Consider the following 19,963-nt stretch of genomic DNA (forward strand, 5'->3'; position numbering starts at 1 on the left):
CCAGCCGGCGGCTCGTGGATCAGGGCGTAGTCCGAGTGTGGGACCCGTTCAGTGAGGGTAACCCGATACCTCCGCACACGCATCGGCGCGCTCCGAGCCGGTTCACACCCAAAGTCCGTTCTGGCGCGGCGCTTCCCACCCGGCAAAATGTGACACCATTTGCTCCATGGTTCGTAAAGTTGCATATCAAGGAGAGCCCGGCGCCAACTCCAACATCGCCTGCCTACAGATGTTCCCCGACATGGAGCCAGTACCGTGCCCCAGCTTCGAAGATGCTTTCGAACTAGTGAAATCCGGCGACGCGGACCTCGCCATGATTCCGATTGAGAACTCTATCGCCGGGCGCGTTGCGGATATCCATGTGCTCCTGCCTGAATCCGGATTGCAGATTGTGGGCGAACATTTTCTCAGGATCCGATTCCACTTGCTGGGCATACCCGGAAGCACCCTCGAACAGGCGCGAGAAGTGCACAGCCACGTTCATGCCCTCGGCCAGTGCAGGAAGCTGATCCGGTCAATGGGGCTGAAACCAGTTGTTGCCGGCGACACGGCAGGATCCGCACGGGAGGTCCGCGACTGGAATGACGCTTCCAAAGTCTCGCTCGCGCCTCCGCTCGCCGCCCAGATGTACGGGCTGGACGTCTTGGCAGAAGACGTCGAGGACGACGCCACCAACACGACCCGGTTTGTCGCCCTGTCCAGGGAGCGTCGGCAGCAAACCCGCGACGAGTTGCCCGGTCCCGTGATCACGAGCTTCGTCTTCCGGGTCAGGAACGTCCCCTCGGCCCTGTACAAAGCCCTGGGTGGTTTCGCGACGAACGGCGTGAACATGACGCGCCTGGAAAGCTACATGGTGGGTAACGAGTTTGCTGCCACCACGTTCATGGCCGACGTTGAAGGTCACCCATCCGACACCCCCGTGCGCCTCGCGCTCGAGGAGCTGGAGTTCTTCACCGATGAGGTCAGGGTTCTCGGCGTATATGCTGCTGCTCCATACCGAAGCCAGGGGTTCACCAATTCCGGCAACCCAGGCACAACGCCTGCCGGCACTCCAAAGACCACTTTGTCGCTTTAGTGGCTAGCCGTGCACGAGCATCGGAACGAACCACGCAATGATCACCGGAAGTTTGAAAACAGCGACGACGAAGCAGGCCGCGACTGCAAGCGCCCATGCCGCCCGCCGTCGTCGGGCCCCCACGACTTCCGTCCTGACAGCGTCGAAGGCCCGCTGAAGAGCGACAGCGTCCCCGGGCCCCGCAGGCTGGCGGTGCCAGGTTCCCGGCAACGCGGCAACGGCGACAATGCGGGCGATCTGCTCCGGAGTGAGGACCGGTCTGCGCCGGTTAAGCCAGCGCAACAGCTGACCATCGCTCAGCACAGTTATGCTCTCGGGCCGTTCCCGGACCGTGATGCCCTTGGGCTCCACGAACACCAGGACACCGGTGACCTCCACCGCCAGACCTGCTGCTGCGGAGAGGAGCTTGGCGGCTCGGGCCGCCTCGTGCATGGCGTTGGGAAGATAGCGCTGTCTCGTGCCGGCCACCATCAGAGTGCGGCCAGCCACCCAGATTCTCTGGTTTGAATGATTCTTGGTGTTCACTGTGTACACCCCTGCCGGCCCGATCAACACATGATCAATGTCTGACGTGCCGGCCCCGACCGGAACCGCATGAAGGACTGTCCATTCCGGTCCCAGCCGCGCCAGAACCCGAGCCACCGCCAATTCCCCGACGGCGCCCGTGTACCAGGGGCGGCTGTCTGCGGTCAGCGGGTCAAGCCCGAACACGCGCCCCAGCCGGGACCGCGGAGCGTCCCTTTCCCGCACGGCCAAGAGCTCGGCCATCACGGCCTGTCCCGGTACCCGGTCAGTCAGCAGCCCGGGACTGAGCTCGGTGCCTGGACCTTTGCCGGGAACCTCCGGCGGGTCCGGAGGCAGACCTGTACCAGTCGGGAAAGGGTCGGGGATCATGGGCTTTCGCATTGTCGTTGGTACACAGGACCGATCCTAACGGTGCCGGGCGAGAATACAGGCAGCACATTATCGGCGGCCCGACTGATCTGCGGACCGTGCATGGCCGTCGGGGCCTGCAACCTCCTGGACCAAAAGCCCAGGCGGGCCACCACCCGCTACACGCACTCCGGGCGATACCTCGGATCTGCGGGGCCGCTCTGGAGAAGCGCGTTGGAGACGAGAGACCACACGTTCGGGTCGTTGGGAGATTGATCGTGTTCGAATGTGTCGAGCGGGCAGTAGTCCTGCAGGACAAGGTTGGACACTTGCTTTAGCGGCCCAACAAGAGCCTGGCTCGTATAGGGCGTCACGACCTCGTCGTAGCGGGTCGAGATCACTGTGTACGACGGCCCCGGCACGGCGTCGCCGATCGAATTGAGCTCGGTCATGAATGCCGAGCCGGCATGCTGGTCCGCGCAGGCCTGGCACAGGGTGCTCGTTGCGGTCGTGTCGAGAATCATCCCTGCGGGCGACGGCGCGATCAGGCCTTGGGTGCCATGGTTCGACGGCGCAATGCCAACCAAATGGTGCACATACTTGGCGCCGTCGAGGAAGCCGATGTAGTAGCGCGGCATCATCCCACCTTGGCTGTGGCCGACGAGATCTACCTGCCTCGCACCCGTTGCGCCGAGAACTGAGCGAACGAACGTCGCAAGCTCAGCCGCGGAGTCCCGAATTGGCCCGCTGGCGGGGACACCGTTGACTACTCCGTAGTTGAGCGAGAAGACGCAGTACCCCTGATTCTTAAGTACGGGCGAGAACAGCGCCCAGTTCTTGTACATCGTCTCGAACGTCCCTGGGACGAGGACTACCGGGTACGGATGCACGCTCGACGGCTTGCACGTCCAGTCATTGGCTCCGGGCGGGTCCGGCGAGATCGAGTCGGCCTGAGCCGCGGGTGCGGCGAAGAGTCCAATCGTGAGCGCCGCAGCGGCGAGGACGGCGGTGAGTCGGAATCGGCGCATGGCCTTGCCTTTCTCCTGGCCGCGAACCCCTATGTCCGCGGCATCCCTAGCTACTTTGGGGTAACTTACCGCCGGGTTGCAATACCGTGCTACAAACTTGAGAAAACGTGCACCCCGCTGGTCAACCCCGGACCGTATCGAATGCCAGACCAATCACCGACTGATCGTCCCGCCCTGATCCCAATCCTCTGGACGGGTAGGGCCAGCGGCGCCTAGGCTGGTTGTGTTGCCCCGGACCCCGGCAGCGCGTCTTCAGCGCATCCGAGGAGGCAACCACTTGCCCTTGACCAACCAGCCTTCACCGTCCGTGCCCGCGTTGACGATGCCGCCACGATCCGCTCCGCCAAGGGCACGGATCAACAAGGTCACGAGCAGCTATGCGGACCTCCTGAAATCCGTCCGGGAAGCGGGTCTGCTCCGGCGGTGCCGACGCTACTACCTCCTCCTGCTGACGATCCTGGCCGTGGTGGGAACGGGGATCTGGGTGGTGTTCTTCATCTTGGGAGACTCCTGGCTTCAGCTGGCCGTGGCAGGCGCCTCCGGCGTCGTCTTCACGCAGTTCGCCTTCCTCGGCCATGAAGCAGCCCATCAGCAAGTGTTTGCGTCCCGTTCCGCGAACGAGTGGACTGCACGCCTCATTGCCACCCTGGTGGTAGGCATGAGTTTCGCGTATTGGACCGACAAGCACTCGCGGCACCATGCCCGCCCGAACATGGTCAATCATGACCCGGACATCGCACAGGGTGTGGTCATCTTCCACAACGAAGTGCCAAGCAGCCGCGGAAGACTCGGCCGTGCCCTCGGCAAGCACCAAGGCTATTTGCTCTTCCCTTTGCTCTTGTTCCTCGGATGGACGCTGCATATTGACTCGTTGAAGTATTTGCTTCGGCGAGGGCCAGTGAAGTACCGGTGGCTTGAGATCGCCCTGCTGGGTCTGCACTTCGGTGCCTACGTCGGCCTGCTTTTCCTCGTCCTGTCCCCCGCGATCGCCGTCACATTCATCGTGGTACAGGTCGCCGTGTTCGGTCTCTACATGGGAGGAAGCTTCGCGCCGAATCATAAGGGGATGCCGATCCTGTCCGAAAACAGCCGGGTGGACTTCCTGACACGGCAGGTGGTCACGTCCCGCAACATCGCCGGAGGACGATTCGTGACCTTGCTCATGGGCGGGCTTAATCACCAAATAGAACACCACTTGTTCCCCGATATGCCCCGCCCGCACCTGCGAGAGGTCCGTCAGCTGGTCAAGGCGCACTGCGATGCCGAGGGGATCGCCTACACCGAAACGGGGCTGCTGCACTCGTACGCAATCGTGGTTCGCTACCTTAATACGGTAGGACTCGCGGCAGCGGATCCGTTCACCTGTCCAGTGGCCGGCGTATACCGGCGATAACCAGCGGCCGGCGGCACAGACCCGTCAGGAAGACCACGATGCTTGCCGCCGTTTCCGGTCCCAGACAGTCCACGCGATGAGTGCCGCAAAGACGATCACTTCCAGGCGGCGGCTGGGTCGAAGGTCAAGGGATGCCCCAGACCATCACGCACCAGCACGGCGATGCTAGGTCCGGGCAAGAAGCCTGGTCAACAGGAACCGCAAACGGCGCAGCGGCCGGGGTTCCAGCAAAAGAGATTGCCTCTCGCCGCGAAAGGCGGCGGGACCTACTGTGGAGCTATGGACGCCACAGCAGCTCACGCTTTTGCGATTCCGCCGGTATCAGTCCACCGCCCCACGACTGCCGTTGAAGACGTCATTACCCTCGTGGCCGGCGTTTGGCTCCTCACCGGAACCTATGTTGACGGCTGGGCGCACAACAACCTCCGCGACCTCGAGACGTTCTTCACTCCGTGGCACGCGATCCTCTACTCGGGCTTCGCGGCGTGCGCCCTCTGGATCGCCGCCCTGACCTGGCGCCGCCACGCACCCGGCACACGGTGGACCGAAGCCATCCCCGCCGGGTATGTGGCCGCGGCAGCCGGGGTCGTCCTCTTCCTCATCTCCGGGATGGCGGACTTCGCCTGGCATTCGGTGTTCGGCATAGAGCAGGGCCTCAAGGCGCTATTCAGCCCGTCCCATCTGGGGCTCGCCACGGGAGGCTTCCTCATCCTCGGCGCGCCGTTCTCCTCGGCATGGCACTCACCCGAACGGTCATGGCCGCGGCTGATACCAGCCGTCGCGAGCGCCATGCTCTCCGGCATGGTCGCGGCATTCATCCTGCAGGAATTCACGGTGTTCGCCCGTCACGGGCTCATCCAGACGTACATCTCCGCTCCCGGGGCGGAGCCCGCGGTGACGGTGCCGACGTCGTCGTCCATCATCGTGTCCTTGGGATCGTTCTTTGTCTCAACGGCTGTGCTTTTCGTGCCCGTCCTTTTGCTTTCGCTACGATGGCGCCTGCACGCCGCCGTGCCCGCGGCCATGGTGCTGCTGCCCTCGGTGGCCCTGCAGATCATGGTCGCCCTGCGTGACGCCTGGCTCGTTCCGGCGGCCGTCGCTGGAGCCGTCCTCGTTGGATTGCTGTGGGCCATGGTGCGACCCCGCCCGACCAGCCACGCGCGGCTAATGATCGCGACAGGCCTCTCCCCCGTGGTGTTCTGGGCCCCGTACTTCGCCGGTGTGGCGGTCCACGACGGGGCACTGAGCTTCTCCCCTGAAATCTGGGGCGGGACGCTCGCCTGGACCGGACTGGAAATGCTCGCCCTCGCCGCGCTTACCCTCAAGATAGAAGCCACAGCGAGAACCATCCGGGCGTCACCGACTCACTGATTTGTCAGCTGTGCCGATCATTGCGCAGGGCTGATGTCCCTCACTGCCTGAGGTCGAGGGCTTCGAGCAATCGCTTCACCGAGCCGCCGAGGTTCCAGTCCGTAGCGAGACGCTCGAGTTCAATGCGCGAGTCCCCGACGACGGGACGCAGCAGCGCTCCCGCCTCGTCGAGCGTGGGCAGTGCGAGGTCGCGCACGACGTTCACAACAACGGGCGCAACAGCCAGATAATCGGCGGAAGCGGCGAGTTTCGTCCTTACAGGCGCGGACAGCCCGCTGCCTGGATCCCTCGCTGCAGCGAGCAACTGGTCGAGCGTGCCGTACGTCCCGAGCAACGACGCGGCCGTCTTTTCACCGATCCCGCCCACACCCGGCAGCCCGTCCGATGCGTCGCCGCGTAGCGTCGCGAAATCGGCGTACTGCTCGGGCAGCACTCGATATTTGCCCACGACGACGGCATCCGTCACGACCTCAAGGTTCTTCATGCCCCTCGCCGTGTAGATGACGCGCACCTGGCGGGCATCATCGACCACCTGGAACAGATCCCGGTCGCCCGCACGACGTCGACGGGAACCCCGGCGTGGCTCGCGTAGCTGCCGATGACGTCGTCGGCTTCATGGGAGGCAGCCCCGACGACGGCGATCCCCGCAAGGCGGAGGACCTGCCGGATCATGGGAACCTGCAGCTGGAGCGCATCCGGTACCACTTCGACGTCGGGCGCACCCTCGACCGCCTCCGCCACCCGATGCGACTTGTACGTCGGGATGAGATCCACGCGCCACTTCGGGCGCCAGTCTTCGTCCCAGCACGCAACCAGATGTGTCGCCCCATAGTCGGTGGCGAGCCGCGCGATCATGTCCAGCAGACCGCGAACGGCGTTTACCGGGGTGCCATCGGCGCGGCGGATCGAATCGGGCACGCCGAAGAAGGCGCGAAAGTAGAGCGAGGCCGTATCAAGGAGCATCAGGCGGTGAGGCATAAGCGATCCTTACATCCACAAGCGGCAAAGGGCAGGTGCTTTCCAGTTTCCCGGAGAAGCACCTGCCCTTGTAGCGACGTGTTACTTCTTGGCGCGGCGGCGAATCACCGCTGTGGATGCCGCGCTCGCGGCCAAAGCGCCTGCGCCGACCAGCGACCACAGGATCAGGTTGGACTCTGCAACAGTGTTGGCCTCGCCACTTGCTGTGCCAGCGGCGGTAACGCTGGAAACAGCAGCAAGTCCGGAATTGCCCTTGCCGTTGCCGCCGCCATGGTTGCCGCCCCCGTTATTGTTGCCTCCGCCGTTGCCGGAATTCACAACCACGGCTGCCCAGCGCCTGTTGCCGGACGTGGCGCCGACAGCGCCGATCATGTAGTTGCCACCGTCGGTGAAGGTAATGGGCGTTGAGAAAGCGCCGGTGCCGTCAGCAATCACGCTGAAGTTGGACGGAGCGGGCCTCCCGCCGTCCGAAGCCTTCTTGCCGCCGGTTCGCTCGAACGCGATGTTGACTGTTTCGCCGGCAATGTAGCCGCTACCGGAGAAAGTGATGGATTCGCCGCGAGATATGGTTCCGTCAGAAACGGTTCCGTACTCATTGCCCGGCGCCGGGTAGGTGGTGGATGCTACGGCCGGCGCGGTGCCGGCCAGTACGATTGTTCCTGCAAGTGCAAGCGCTGCAATAGACTTCTTCATTTGTCCCCCCTGAGACGAATTACGGAATTCACGTGAATAGTGGGGAATATAGATCCCCTGCGATTGCGTGCTGAAATCCCAAATGTCTAGCCAGCGACGACGGTATCATCCACAGCTGCTCAGGTCGACAACGTGGTGCGGCAGCCCTTCATTTCTTTCCCTGAGCCGCTATTTGTGACGTGTCGCGCTGGGTGGCGGCCCAGCTGGCGAGGACTTTCAGTGCGTCCTCGGAGGGGGTCCCGGGGTCAGCCGTGTAGACGTTGATGCGCAGTCCCGGGTCTGCGGGAAGTTCCAGCGCTTCAAAGCTCAGGTCAAGGTCGCCGACGATCGGGTGGTGGAGGTGTTTGCGGCCGGCGCGGTGGTACTTCACGTCGTGACGGGCCCACCGCGTGCGGAACTCTTCGCTGCGGGTGGAGAGTTCACCGATCAGGTCCGTGAGGTCCCTGTCGTACGGGTTTTTTCCGGCGGTGGAGCGCAGGACCGCGACGATGTCGTCCGCTGCGCGTTCCCAATCGGCGAAGAACTCCCGCGCTTTGGGGTTCAGGAAAGTGAAGCGCGCGCTGTTCGGCGGAGTGGCCACCTCTGCCATCATGTCCAGATACAGGGCCAGGCCCAGCTCGTTGGCGGCGAGGACATCCCCGCGATCGTTGCGAACCCAAGCCGGCGCTGCTGTAATCGCATCGATGACGCGTTGCACGCTCGGCCGCACTGTCTGCGGGCTGTGCTTGCGCCTCACCCTTGGGGAGGCGGTGGCGGCACGGGCCAGGTCAAAAAGGTGGGCCGTTTCGGCGTCGTCAAGCTTCAACGCACGCGCGAGGGCTTCGAGGACACTGTCCGAGGCGCCGGAGAGGTTTCCGCGCTCAAGGCGTATGTAGTAGTCGATGCTCATCCCGGCGAGCATCGCGACTTCTTCGCGGCGCAGTCCGGTGACCCGCCGGTTGCCGCCGTAGACGGGAAGCCCTGCCTCGTCCGGGGTGATCCTTGCCCGGCGGGAGGTCAGGAACTTCCGCACGTCCTCGCTGTGTGTCATGGCATCCACGCTACGCCGGGTCGATCGGCCAAGGGAGGCACTGGCGTTACCCGGAACGGCCGGGACTCCCGGTCCGTATGGAATCACGGTTGCATGGAGAGCATGAAACCTGAACCCGCAACAGCCTCCCATCCGGGAGCGATCCTGGCGATCATCCTCCTCAGCTACTTCATGATCCTGCTGGACAACTCGGTCATCTTCACTGCCCTGCCGAGCCTGCAGGCGGAGCTGCGGCTCCCTGCTCACCGCGAGCTTCCCGGAAGGCCGTGAACGCACCCGGGCCGTTGCCTTGTACGGCGCTACCGCAGGCATCGGCGCCAGCCTGGGGCTGGTCATCGGCGGGGCGCTGGCACACTGGATCTCCTGGCGGGCTGGATTCTTCGTCAATGTACCTATCGGCGCCGCGATGATCGCACTCGCGCCGCGGTTCATCCCGGAATCAGGCCGGGCCCGCGGCCGCTTCGACGCCTTCGGCGCGCTCAGCGCCACCCTCGGTGTCGGCGCACTCGTATTCGGCATCATCAACACGGTCGACGCCGGCTGGAGCTCGCCGGTCACGGCCACGGCCGTCAGCGCCGGCGTCGTGCTCCTGGTCGTGTTCGTGCTGATCGAGCGTAGGGCGGCCCAGCCGATCATGCCGCTGCGGCTGTTCGCGAGCCGCCGCCGAACCGGCGCCTATGTGGCCCGCTTCCTGTACTTGGGCGCGATGATCGGGTTCTTCTTCTTCACCACCCAGTGCTCGGCTTCGACCCGCTGCAGGCCGGGATCGGATTCCTGCCCATGACCGCGGTGAACTTCGCCGTCGCGATGGGCATCCCGCGGCTCATGGGCAAGTTGCCGGGTTCCATCCCGCTCGTTGCCGGCATCCTGATCACTCTTGCCGGGATGTTCTGGCTCAGCCGGGTCGGTGTCGACTCCGCGTACCTGACCGGGGTTGCCCTGCCGATGGTCCTCATCGGCGCGGGACAGGGGCTCGCGTTTGCGCCGCTGACCTCGTTCGGCATCATCGGAGCCCCCGCGTCCGACGCCGGCGCGGCATCCGGCCTGGTGAACACCTTCCACCAGGTCGGCACTTGCCTGGGGCTTGGAATCGCAGTCGCTGCCGCGGCGACGGTACCGACCACGAGTTCCGCCGTGGCGCACCTGGCCGCCCAGGTCGGAGCCGCCCTCACGACAGGCAGCATTCTCCTGCTCCTCGCCCTGGCCGTTACAGCGGCCCTCATCCTTCCCGCGGACCTGGCCGCCCGCCGCGCCGGGGCCCGCCGGGAAGTTGCGCCGGCGCCGCAACTCGAAACCGCGCGCTGAATTTCCGGACCACCCGTTTCAAAGGGGGTACTGACGTGCCCTCCCACATCTGCGCACATCTGAATACCGTGAAAGGCATGGACATGGAACTTACTCTCAACAACGGCGTCACAATGCCAGCCCTGGGCCTGGGCGTCTTTCAAAGCGCCCCGGAGCAAACGACGGCGGCAGTCGAGGCCGCGCTGGCCACCGGCTACCGGCACATCGACACCGCCGCCGCGTATGGCAACGAACGGGAAGTCGGCGAAGGCATCCGCCGCTCGGGCCTGGATCGGGCAGAGGTCTTCATCGAGACCAAGGTCTGGGTCAGTGACTATGGCTACGACCAGACCCTGCATGCCTGGGACAAAGCGACGGGCAAGCTCGGCGTCGACTACGTGGACCTGCTCATCCTGCACCAGCCCGCACCTGACCGGTTCGAGAAAACCATCGCCGCATACAAAGCACTGGAAACCCTGCTCGCCGACGGGCGCGTGCGGGCGATCGGCGTCAGCAACTTCATGCCCCACCACCTGACGCAACTGCTCGAATCGACCGGCGTCGTCCCGGCCGTGAACCAGATCGAACTCCACCCGTACTTCACCCAGCCGGACGTCCAAGCCGCCGACGCCGAACATGGTGTCATCACCCAGGCCTGGTCGCCCATCGGAGGGATCACCTTCTACCCAGGATGGGGAGGCCAGGAGCGGCGGAACGTCATGCAAGACCCGGCAATCGCCACCATCGCACGGACGCACGGCAAGAGTCCGGCCCAGGTCATGCTCCGGTGGCACCTCCAGCAAGGCCGCTCAGCGATCCCGAAATCGACCAACCCGGCACGCATCGCCGAAAACTTCGATGTTTTTGACTTCGAACTTAGTGCCGCCGAACTCGCCGCCATCGACGCGCTCGACACCGGCAACCGCAGCGGCCCGGACCCGGACGAAGCCCGCGAGGAACGCTTCGCCATGGTCATCCCCGAAGCCTAAAACAGAGAGAAGGACCCACAGCTACGGAGCCCACGAACTGACGCCCGGTGCCAGGCGAAGGTGATCGACGTGACCCAGCACAGTGGTGGATACGGCGGCTTCCGAGGCCGCGGAGAAGGGGCCGAACCGCCCCTCAACGGCCCACCGGGTTTCCTCTTCTATCAAATCGGCGTTGATCCGTGCGCCGGTCATCACGCCCTCGGACGCCGCGGTGATCACTTGGGCCATCACATTGGAGACATTGCCAGCTGCATACACGCCCTGGACGGCCGTCGCACCAGTAGCATCGGTCTCGATAAACCGTCCCACCCCCATGGGGTGCACCTGGGTACTTAGTCCGAGTGATTCCAGCAGCGCGGACCTGGCCTCCATCCGTGTACCGACAGCCACGGCCTGTATGTCGAATGAGGAACCCTGGCGGAGCGTGAGACCCGTGAGGACCCCGTTGACAGCGTCCACTGAGGCCACGGCGCCGTCGACGACTGTTACGGACCGGGCACTGAGCTTGTCCCACTCTTCCTCGGTGGGTTCCACGGTGTCATTGAGGAAAAGGGTGATATCAGGGGACCACTGCCTGAACAACAGTGCCTGATGGACGGACATTGCTCCGGTACCCAGCACGCCGATCCTTTTCCCGCGGATTTCCCAGCCATGGCAATAGGGGCAGTGCACAACGCCCTTCCCCCATTGCTCCCGCAGGCCGTCGATGGGAGGCAGCCCGTCCGTCAGGCCAGTGGTGACCAGAAGGCGCCTGCACGAAAACCGGCGGGTATCACTGAGCGTCACCTCGAATCCGTCGGTAGTGCGCCGTGCCGAAACGGCCTCGGCGTCAATGACAGTTCCTCCGTAGGAGAGCACTTCGTTGCGTCCGATCGACAGGAGTTCCCGGGGGTTCATGCCGTCCCGTGAAAGATAGCCATGCACACCCGCCGCAGGTGCATTGCGTGGTGTTCCGGAATCGATCACCAGCACCGAGCGAAGCGCGCGGCTCAGCGTCGTGGCCGCGCTGAGTCCCGCAATGCCGCCCCCGATAATTACGACGTCATGCCGTGTGGTGTCCATACTGATTCGCCCTTCATGGTGTCCTGAAAGTCCGCAGCCAGCGTCCTTGGGTGCTTAGACAAGCTTTCATCTCGCGTGGGAAGTCTGGCAAACTCTTTTGCTGTTATGGCAAACTATGGGTATGGCAAATGAGCTTGATGATGTTCTCGGGGCTGTCGGGCCCCGGCTTAGGGCACTCCGCACGGAACGGGATCTCACCCTCGGAGAGGTGTCCTCTGCATCCGGAGTGTCGGTGAGCACCTTGTCCCGGCTCGAATCCGGCCAACGCAGGCCAAACCTCGAAATCCTGCTGCCCCTTGCGAGGTTGTACGGTGTTCCCCTTGATGATCTGGTCGGCGCCCCGCCCACCGGAGATCCGAGAATTCACCTGCGGCCCATGACCCATGGCGGCATGACGGCTGTTCCCCTCACGCGCCGGCCGGGCGGTTTGCAGGCCTTCAAGATGGTGCTCGCAGGTGATGCCCGTGGGTCCGAGCCCGATCCGCGAGTTCACGAAGGCTACGAATGGCTTTACATCCTCAACGGACGGCTGCGCCTGGTGCTGGGCGACAACGACTTTGAACTCCGCGCAGGAGAAGCCGCGGAATTCGACACCCGCACGCCGCACTGGTTCGCCAGCGCCGACGGGAAACCCGTCGAATTCATCAGCTTGTTTGGACAGCAGGGCGAGCGGATGCACGTACGCGCCCGCCCCAAGCCGTCATAGCGACCAAGCAACGGCCCTTCTGAACGCCTAAGGTCGGTGGCTGGTATCCGGGCCGGTTTGGGGGTGTCTGGTGGACACTGCCACCGGCCGCCGCGGCTGCGTAGCGTGGTGGATGTGGACAGAAAAGACGAAATCCGTGAATTCCTGATCTCGCGTCGAGCGAAGATCAGCCCGGAAGAGGCCGGCATCCCCACCTACAGGGAACTGCGCCGGGTGCCGGGACTACGCCGTGAGGAAGTGGCGCATCTGGCGGGGGTGAGCACGGACTATTACACCCGCCTGGAACGCGGCAGCGTCCGCGGCGTCTCGAACGCCGTGCTCGAGGCCGTGGCATCTGCCCTTCAGTTGGACGAGGCCGAGCGGGCACACCTGATGGACCTGGCAAGGACGGCCAACGCATCGTCGCCGCGGGCGGCACGCCGGCCACCGCAGCAGAGAGTCCGCCCCGGAGTGCTGCGTCTACTGGACGGGATGACCGGAGCGGTCGCGATCGTCCAGAACGGCCGCTCGGACGTGCTGGCCGCGAACCTTCTGGGCCGGGCGCTGTACGGGCCCGTGTTCAGCTCCGCGGCGCAGTTCAACCCGGCAGGACAGTCCAACCCAGCCGCACAGTCCAATCCCGCCGGACGGTCGGGACCGGACACTTCGGCCCGCTTGCCGAACCAGGCGCGCTATCTCTTCCTCGATCCGGGCGCGGGTGACTTCTACCCTGACTGGCGCGCGGTCGCGGCGACCACAGTCGCGATGTTGCGCCTGGAATCGGGGCGGAACCCCGATGACCGGGCGCTGAACGAGCTGGTCGGGGAGCTGACGACGCGCAGCGGGCTGTTCGCGGCCCTGTGGGCCGGGCACGACGTGCGGATCCACACCGCGGGCACCAAGCGTTTCCACCACCCGCTCGCCGGGGACATGTCCCTGCAGTTCGAGACGCTGGACCTTCCCGGCGACGAGGGTCAGACCCTGTTCACCTTCACCGCGGAGCCTGGCTCCGCGTCCGAGAACGCGCTGGCGTTCCTCGCCAGCTGGGCGGCGTCGCCTCCCGAAACCACCACCGGCGGCCCCGCCGGTGGATCCGCCACTCCTGGCCAGCGCTCCCCCGCGCGGCCGGGAACACCCACCCCAGGAAAGACAGAACCATGAGTCAGCAGAATGACCAGACAGGACAGAAGGAAGACATGACCGGGAAAAAAGTCTGGTTCATCACCGGAGCCGGCCGCGGCATGGGCACCGACATCGCGAAAGCGGCCCTCGCCGCCGGCCACGCGGTCGTCGCCACCGGCCGCAACCCCGAAAAAGTCGCCCACGCCATCGGCGAAAACGAAGCCCTGCTGGCCGTGAAGCTGGACGTCACCGACCCCGCCGCCGCGGAAGCGGCCATCCAGGCCGCCGTCGACCGCTTCGGCCGGATCGACGTGCTCGTCAACAACGCCGGCAACTTCTACGCCGGGTTCTTCGAAGAAATCACCCCCGAAGACTTCCGGGCACAGATCGAAACCACCATGTTCGGGCCCATGAACGTCACCCGAGCGGCACTGCCGGTCCTGCGCGCCCAACGCTCGGGCCTGGTCATCACGATCTCCTCAACCGCCGGCATCGCCGGCGGGGAATTCCTGACCGCCTACGCCGCGTCCAAGTTCGGTATCGAAGGCTGGGCCGAGTCCCTCGCCCCCGAAATCGCACCGTTCGGGATCCGCACCATGCTCGTCGAGCCCGGATTCTTCCGCACCGAACTGCTCACCCCCGAATCCACACGCTACGCCGAATCCACCATCGGCGACTACGCCCAACGCACCGAACAAACCGTCACCTCATGGAAGAGCATGAACGGCCTGCAGGGCGGAGACCCCGCCAAACTCGCCGACGCCCTCATCCGACTCGCCGAACTGGAGCAGCCACCACTGCGCTTCGCCGCCGGAGCCGACGCGGTCGGACTATTCGACTCCCGCGCCAAGGAACTCCAGGACCAAGCCAACGCCCACCGCGAACTCTCCAGCAACCTCGCCCATGACGCCTAACATCATCAACTGGCATGAGTCTTACGTCGGCGTTGAACTTTAGACCCGCCGCGTCCTGCAACGCGATGAGTCCCGCGGCCGGGTTGGCCGCGGGACTCATTCCGTGGAGTTCGTGGGTGGCTCCTCAGGCTGTGCGCACTTGCCCGGTGGTGATAGGCGAAGGCCGGAAGCCCTTGACCGCCATCCAGATGCCCAGCGACAACTCCCAAACGAAGATCGGCAAGGTTGCGAGTCCCGACCACACCGAGATCCCTTGGTTGATACCGAACATCGTTGAGATCGTCGACGAAAGCAGCAGCGGGCCGCCGATCAGTCCAAGGAGGGGAATGATGCGCGGAACGAGCCCCGAACGGTACATCAAGTACCCAAGCAGCAGCCCGCTCACGCCCGGAACCAGGCTCGGTCCGAGAATGAACGTCCAGTCACGCACCGCCACGAGCGCTTGGCCCACGGGAACCAAGGCAGGGTCCGCTCCCCCGTTCTGGCGCAAAGTGACCACAGCCAGGAGACTGACGACGCCGATCACGATGACCGCGGCTTCAAACATCCGGGCGGTGACGAAGCCCAGCGCGATGCCCTCGTTCTGCCGTTTGACGACGGGAAACAGTGCGACGGCGGTGCCCACCGCCGACAGCGCGTTGACGAGATCGAGGAAGCAGCCGAAGATGACGGTCGAGTCGGCGCCGGGGCCCGTGATGTAATGCGGGTCGTTCAGGACAGGGGAAATCAGGAACAGCGCCGGGATCGAACTAGCGAAGGTCACAAGGTACAGGATGCCTGCGACCATCGCGGTCTTCCGCAGCGGGTCCATCCGGACATGGCCAGTTGTTGGTGTCGGGGTTTGGGTGATGGTTTTCATGGTGTGGTCCTTCTTTGAGTCGAAGATGCGAGAGGTCGACGCCGGCTGGCTGGGTTGCGTGGTTCCGGCTTGGTTGACTGCCAAGAGCGGTAGCGCCAAGTCGCGGAGCTTTTGCAGCAGACCGTGGAGCGCGGCTTGGTCGACGTTCCGGGTGCGGATGACGGTGGTCCCGTCGCGTTCGTTGATGAGGCTCAGTCCTTCGAACCAAGCGGCCCAGCGGGAATCAAGATGGCCTTTGACGCGGACTTCGTACTCGACGGACGTGTCTTCCCGGCCCACCGATCTCGCGTTCATCGCCCCTCCTTCTGCCTTAGTGGATTTCAACCGCCTCTGCGGATGACTTCTTTGATGCTTCGAAGGTAGAAGGAGATGTGGTGAGCGGGGATCACCACACCTGGTGATTGATGTGGTGATCTTTTCGCGGCAGGAGCTCCAGCTCCTCGGCCCGCCGGACGGCCGCGCGGCGGCTATTCGCGCCGAGCTTGGCGTAGATGTTCTTGGTGTGTGTCCGGAGGGTGTTCAGGGAAACGAGCAACTCGCGCGCGATCTCCGGGCCGCCCAGCTCCGAGGAAAGAAGCCGAAGCACGTGCAGCTCACGATCACTTAGGGGCTCGATCAAGCGTTGCCGTGCCGGCGTGCTGCGCGTTTCGGTCCCGAACAACTCCAAGAGCCGGCCTACGTAGTCTGGTGCCCTTCCCCGCTTCACGAGCGCATTCAACAACTTCGCCATCGCCTCACCCTCGTCGACGAACACTGAAACGTAGCCCTCTGGTTCTGCGAGCGCTACCGCGCGTCGCAGCGCTGCCAGCGCCCCGCCGTCGTCCGCTTCTTTCCGGTAGGCAAGTGCCAAAAGCGCCAGAAGCTCGACGACGGTCCCCGTCCTGCCGCCCTCTTCCGCGGCCCGAAGGAGGCGGTCAATCAGGGCGGCGACGTGTCCAGCAGGGTCCTCCGACGGCTCCGCCCTGTCCTGGGCGAGGAGTGCCCTGGCCAAGGTGATGTGCTCGAACTCGTGCAAATAGGAGAGCTCATCTTCGGCGGAAATGCCATGCTCGCGCGCCCAGCGGAAAGCGTCGGACGTCCTTCCGTGCGAGATCCAAATCCGCGCCCGCACGGCCGGGACCGGACGTACCGCGGGAAAGAAGTCGCCGACGTACAGGCGCTCTGCCTCGTCGAGTTGTTCAAGCGCGCCGTCCACGTCCCCTTCCGCTTGGAGGACCCGAGCCATCGCGACCCGCGAGCGATATGGGTTTTGGGGCAACGCGGCGTCCTCGCCGAGCCTCTGGTTGGCCAGGAGGTGCTCCCTTGCGGCGTCAAGTTCGCCGCGTTCAAGAAGGAGCATGCTCATTCCTATGTGCATGTCGGCCGTTCCCCGGAGCGTTTGCGCCGGGTGCCTTCCCGCGAGCTCAAGACCCCGCTGATAGATGGCCATTGCGTCGCGGAGCCGGCCTTGGGTAATCCGGATGTCGGCCAAAGCGATGGAGCAACCGAGCATGTCCGAGTGGTGCCCGGCCCTTTCAAGGTTGGAATAGGAATCGGACCACAGGCGGTGCGCTACCTCCAGTTCGCCATTCGTCCAGTGACCGATCGCCAAGAGCCCGGATGCTGCTCCGCGCTCAAGATGATCGTCCTTCCCGACAAGGCCGAGCGCGGTAGCCGCGTGCCTCATTGCCCCGGTGGTGTCCCCGCTTGCAAGCGCCTGCGCGGCACGGTAGATCGCGATCGAACTGGTGAGGTTGCCGCCGTCGCGGCCATCCGCCGTCGTACCTACCCAATGCTCTGCCTCCTCGAGGCGGGCGTCGACACCGGTGAGCTCGCCGCTCGCGAGGAGCGCCCCCGCGTAGGCGACGCCCAGCCCGGGCCGCGCGTGTATGAGTTCGCCGGGGAGCGCTTCGAGCCAACGGCTCAGCGTGGCTTCCTGGCGGTCCTTGCGCAGGGCAGGGATCGCGAGCTCTATCAGGTCCGCGGCCCGCTCGAAGTCCTGGGCGGCCAGTGCGTGGCGGACAGCTTCCGGAATGTCGCCGTTTTGTTCGTGCCAAAGGCTCGCGCGCTCGTGCAGTTCGTGAATGCGGCCTGGCTGCTCGTCCATGAGACGCGCCCGCAGCACGTCGGCGAAGAGGTGGTGATAGCGGTACCACCAGCGTCGGTCGTCGAGCGGAACCACGAACAGGTTCCCCCGATCGAGCGCCTCGAGCATTGCTTTTCCGGTGTTTTGGCCGGTCACAGCGTCGCAAAGTTGACCGTTGAGCCGGTTCAGGATGGAGGTCTGCAGCAAGAAATTCCGGACATCGTCGGGCTGGCGCTGGAGTACCTCTTCCGCGAGGTAATCGACGACGTACCGGTCATCACCTGCGAAACCCGCGATGAAGCCGGCAACGTCGCCCCTTCCCTGCATCGAGAGCGCCGCCAATTGGAGCGCGGCGATCCAGCCCTCCGCCCGCCCTTCGAGGGCGGCGATATCCTGCGCGGTGAGACCCAGTCCCATCACGGCGTTGAAGTAGGTGCCAGCTTCCTCCAGGGTGAAGCGGAGATCGGCGGCACGGATCTCGAGGAGCCTGCCGCGTGCCCTGAGTCGCGGGAGCGGCAAGGCTGGATCGGCACGGCTCGCGATGACCAGTTGCAGCTGCCCGGGCAGGTTCTCTACGAGAAAGGCCAGAGCCTCCTGCACGCCCTGATTGTCGATGACATGGTAATCGTCGAGCACCAACGTAAACCTGTCCTGACCACCCTGTAACTCGTTGATCAGGGTGGTCAGGAAGTCTTCAGTGCTCGATTGCGTGGACCGGAGTGCAGCGAGTGCTCTAGCGCCGATTCCGGGAGACGCCTTGTCCAGGGCAGCCACAAGGTAGGTCCAGAAGAGCACGGGATCGTTGTCCCGTTGGTCGAGTGAGAGCCAGGCGTGCGATCGGCCAGTGGCGGGCGAATCTGCCAGCCACTCGGCCAGCACCGTTGTTTTCCCGAAGCCGGCGGGAGCTGAAATGAGGATCAGCGTTTGCTCATCGGCCTGGCCCAGACGGCTGATCAGCCTGGGGCGGGCCACGAGGGCGCTCCGTGGCCCGGGAACGTGAAGTTTGGTCTCGAGCAATGGACCTGCCATCACGGACCTCCCTCGAGAGCCGGTCACTTTGCCTCGGCCCGGTGATCCCAGTGTAGTGCCGGTGAGTTTGCGCCTACCAGGTGTCGGGTGCCGCACCAAACGGCACAACGTCCGGCCTGTCGACCGTGCTGTCGACGTCAATGACCCGATGCTCCCGGCTCGCGCGTGTGATGGCATCCATAACCTCGAGGATGTGGAACGCTACCCGCCCGGAGGCGCGATGTGGGCGGTTTGTCTCGATCGCCCTGGCCATGTCTGCGAGACCATAACCTCGCCCGGCATCCTCATAGCCAGCAGAGGTTGGCGCCTCGCGCCGTTCCGGTTCTTCCCGGGTCATTAATTCGACGGGGTCTGAGAATCGGTTCGGGTCGGGGACGGCGATGGTGCCATCGGTGCCGTAGATCTCGAAGAGCGGAGTCCGGGTGGCCCAGACTTCGAAGCTGACCGTGATTGTGGTGATCACCCCGTTCGCATGTTCGAGGATCGCGCTGACATGGGTGTCGATCTCGACGGGAATCGGCGTGCCGGCCAGCGGTCCGGTCTCGACGGTTCGCGCACGGTTGGACCGAGTGGCCACTCCCGATACGCGGACAACCGGTCCGAAGAACATGACGAGGCTGGTCAGGTAGTAGGGACCCATATCGAATAGCGGGCCGCCTCCGGGTTCGTAGTAGAACAGTGGTGACGGGTGCCAGCGTTCGTGTCCGGGTGCGGACCAGTGAACCTGCGCCGCGACCGGCGTGCCGATGGCACCTTCGTTGAGCAACTGCAGGGCCGTTTGGACGCCGGTGCCGAGGACGGTATCGGGCGCGCTCCCGACTCGAAGCCCCAAAGAGTCGGCGAGCTCCAGCATAGGGAGGGCGTCTTCCGGGGACAACGCAAGGGGCTTCTCGGCAAAGACGTGCTTGCCGCCCTGTCGGCCATGGACCTGCACGTCGAGCCTCGGTTAATCGGTGCTGCTGATTGGAACCGCGACGAGGCACGCGATTTCGCCGTCGACATCCTGGGCCGGGAGGACAGGCCGACCGCCATCTTCGCGGCATCGGACATGATGGCCCTCGGCGTCTACGACGCGGTGCGCTACCTCGGCCTCGACATCCCCGGGGACGTCAGCGTGGTCGGATTCGATGACGTGCCCGAAGCGACTTGGGCGACACCGCAACTGACGACGGTCAGGCAGCCCATTCAGGAAATGGGAGCCACCGCCTTTCGCATGCTCCTGCGCTTGACGAATCAGCGAGAAGGCATCGACCCAAACACGGACGGGCCAAGGATTGAGCTCGCGACCCGGCTCATCACACGGGGTTCGACCAGTTCGCCCGCGTAACTTCATCTGATTGTCGTCCTGAAGGACGCTGAGCTGCGGCTCGATTCCGCCGCGCGGTGGACGTACGGCGGACTCGACCCCAGCCAACCTCTAGTTGATCGGTGCGGGTGGTTGTTCGCCGCTGAGCACGGCGAGGGCGTTGTCGGCGGCGAGCATCGCCATTGCGGTGCGCGTCTCCACGGTCGC

The 19,963-nt window shown here is 64.6% G+C and carries 19 protein-coding genes and 1 pseudogene; 11 read left to right on the forward strand and 9 right to left on the reverse strand.

The genetic code is table 11. From position 1 onward, the window contains the following. Positions 1–166 precede the first annotated feature (166 nt). Complete coding sequence (locus AC3WJU_RS12465) at positions 167–1,075, forward strand: prephenate dehydratase (protein ID WP_307053756.1); 909 nt, start codon at positions 167–169, stop codon at positions 1,073–1,075. Positions 1,076–1,078: 3 nt separating this feature from the next. Here the strand turns inward: AC3WJU_RS12465 and AC3WJU_RS12470 are convergent, their stop codons facing one another. Together AC3WJU_RS12470 and AC3WJU_RS12475 are read right to left on the reverse strand one after the other, a co-directional pair. Then, positions 1,079–1,969: a nuclease-related domain-containing protein gene (locus AC3WJU_RS12470; RefSeq protein WP_492260000.1), complete on the reverse strand. Its 891-nt coding sequence runs from the start codon at positions 1,967–1,969 to the stop codon at positions 1,079–1,081. 158 nt (positions 1,970–2,127) lie between these two features. Then, positions 2,128–2,976: an esterase/lipase family protein gene (locus AC3WJU_RS12475; protein WP_492260001.1), complete on the reverse strand. Its 849-nt coding sequence runs from the start codon at positions 2,974–2,976 to the stop codon at positions 2,128–2,130. Between the two features lie 283 nt (positions 2,977–3,259). On the opposite strand from AC3WJU_RS12475, the gene AC3WJU_RS12480 reads away from it, so the two are divergent. Beyond that, positions 3,260–4,369, forward strand: a complete 1,110-nt coding sequence (locus AC3WJU_RS12480; protein ID WP_492260002.1) for a fatty acid desaturase family protein — start codon at positions 3,260–3,262, stop codon at positions 4,367–4,369. Positions 4,370–4,648: 279 nt separating this feature from the next. Continuing rightward, a complete protein-coding gene (locus AC3WJU_RS12485; protein WP_492260003.1) occupies positions 4,649–5,740 on the forward strand; it encodes a hypothetical protein in 1,092 nt (363 codons plus the stop codon). A gap of 40 nt (positions 5,741–5,780) precedes the next feature. On the opposite strand, the pseudogene AC3WJU_RS12490 reads toward AC3WJU_RS12485, so the two are convergent. The 3 genes and pseudogenes from AC3WJU_RS12490 to AC3WJU_RS12500 form a co-directional block, all read right to left on the reverse strand. Further along, positions 5,781–6,718 (reverse strand): annotated as a pseudogene (locus AC3WJU_RS12490) (5'-3' exonuclease). Between the two features lie 81 nt (positions 6,719–6,799). Continuing rightward, a complete protein-coding gene (locus AC3WJU_RS12495; protein WP_492260004.1) occupies positions 6,800–7,411 on the reverse strand; it encodes a hypothetical protein in 612 nt (203 codons plus the stop codon). A 148-nt stretch (positions 7,412–7,559) separates the two neighbouring features. Beyond that, the gene (locus tag AC3WJU_RS12500) at positions 7,560–8,441 is read right to left on the reverse strand and encodes a helix-turn-helix transcriptional regulator (RefSeq protein ID WP_059388962.1); all 882 of its coding nucleotides are present in this window, start codon (positions 8,439–8,441) and stop codon (positions 7,560–7,562) included. A 93-nt stretch (positions 8,442–8,534) separates the two neighbouring features. Here AC3WJU_RS12500 and AC3WJU_RS12505 point away from each other — a divergent pair, with 93 nt between their 5' ends. The 4 genes from AC3WJU_RS12505 to AC3WJU_RS12520 all read left to right on the forward strand — a co-directional run bounded on the left by AC3WJU_RS12505 (position 8,535) and on the right by AC3WJU_RS12520 (position 10,714). After that, a complete protein-coding gene (locus AC3WJU_RS12505) occupies positions 8,535–8,711 on the forward strand; it encodes a hypothetical protein (protein WP_253257341.1) in 177 nt (58 codons plus the stop codon). A 19-nt stretch (positions 8,712–8,730) separates the two neighbouring features. Further along, positions 8,731–9,225 carry a hypothetical protein gene (locus AC3WJU_RS12510; RefSeq protein ID WP_492260005.1) on the forward strand — a complete coding sequence of 165 codons (495 nt, stop codon included), beginning with the start codon at positions 8,731–8,733 and terminating at the stop codon, positions 9,223–9,225. Further along, positions 9,177–9,746, forward strand: a complete 570-nt coding sequence (locus AC3WJU_RS12515) for a hypothetical protein (RefSeq protein ID WP_492260006.1) — start codon at positions 9,177–9,179, stop codon at positions 9,744–9,746. Before AC3WJU_RS12510 ends, AC3WJU_RS12515 begins: the two co-directional genes overlap by 49 nt. Before the next feature lie 83 nt (positions 9,747–9,829). Next, positions 9,830–10,714 (forward strand): aldo/keto reductase, encoded by an 885-nt coding sequence (locus AC3WJU_RS12520; protein ID WP_492260007.1) that lies wholly within the window; start codon positions 9,830–9,832, stop codon positions 10,712–10,714. Between the two features lie 21 nt (positions 10,715–10,735). Here AC3WJU_RS12520 and AC3WJU_RS12525 read toward each other — a convergent pair whose 3' ends face one another. Next, entirely contained in the window at positions 10,736–11,776 is a 1,041-nt protein-coding gene (locus AC3WJU_RS12525) for an NAD(P)/FAD-dependent oxidoreductase (protein ID WP_492260008.1), read from the reverse strand. 121 nt (positions 11,777–11,897) lie between these two features. Between AC3WJU_RS12525 and AC3WJU_RS12530 the strand changes: the two genes are divergently transcribed. From AC3WJU_RS12530 to AC3WJU_RS12540, 3 genes are all read left to right on the forward strand, one after another. Continuing rightward, on the forward strand, positions 11,898–12,482 hold the full coding sequence (locus tag AC3WJU_RS12530; protein ID WP_492260009.1) for a helix-turn-helix domain-containing protein: 585 nt from the start codon (positions 11,898–11,900) through the stop codon (positions 12,480–12,482). Positions 12,483–12,596: 114 nt separating this feature from the next. Beyond that, positions 12,597–13,622: a helix-turn-helix transcriptional regulator gene (locus tag AC3WJU_RS12535; RefSeq protein ID WP_284989164.1), complete on the forward strand. Its 1,026-nt coding sequence runs from the start codon at positions 12,597–12,599 to the stop codon at positions 13,620–13,622. Then, the gene (locus tag AC3WJU_RS12540; protein ID WP_284989165.1) at positions 13,619–14,497 is read left to right on the forward strand and encodes an SDR family oxidoreductase; all 879 of its coding nucleotides are present in this window, start codon (positions 13,619–13,621) and stop codon (positions 14,495–14,497) included. Before AC3WJU_RS12535 ends, AC3WJU_RS12540 begins: the two co-directional genes overlap by 4 nt. A 124-nt stretch (positions 14,498–14,621) precedes the next feature. Here the strand turns inward: AC3WJU_RS12540 and AC3WJU_RS12545 are convergent, their stop codons facing one another. The 3 genes from AC3WJU_RS12545 to AC3WJU_RS12555 all read right to left on the reverse strand — a co-directional run bounded on the left by AC3WJU_RS12545 (position 14,622) and on the right by AC3WJU_RS12555 (position 19,384). Beyond that, a complete protein-coding gene (locus tag AC3WJU_RS12545; protein ID WP_284989166.1) occupies positions 14,622–15,650 on the reverse strand; it encodes a DUF4386 domain-containing protein in 1,029 nt (342 codons plus the stop codon). A gap of 91 nt (positions 15,651–15,741) precedes the next feature. Next, positions 15,742–18,450: a winged helix-turn-helix domain-containing protein gene (locus AC3WJU_RS12550; RefSeq protein WP_492260010.1), complete on the reverse strand. Its 2,709-nt coding sequence runs from the start codon at positions 18,448–18,450 to the stop codon at positions 15,742–15,744. A 73-nt stretch (positions 18,451–18,523) separates the two neighbouring features. Beyond that, positions 18,524–19,384: a Gfo/Idh/MocA family protein gene (locus AC3WJU_RS12555; RefSeq protein ID WP_492260011.1), complete on the reverse strand. Its 861-nt coding sequence runs from the start codon at positions 19,382–19,384 to the stop codon at positions 18,524–18,526. Between AC3WJU_RS12555 and AC3WJU_RS12560 the strand changes: the two genes are divergently transcribed. Continuing rightward, entirely contained in the window at positions 19,373–19,777 is a 405-nt protein-coding gene (locus tag AC3WJU_RS12560; protein ID WP_492260012.1) for a LacI family DNA-binding transcriptional regulator, read from the forward strand. The genes AC3WJU_RS12555 and AC3WJU_RS12560 overlap by 12 nt on opposite strands. The last annotated feature ends 186 nt before the right edge of the window (positions 19,778–19,963 follow it).

The sequence above is a fragment of the Arthrobacter sp. FW306-1B-F12A genome (assembly GCF_058781865.1).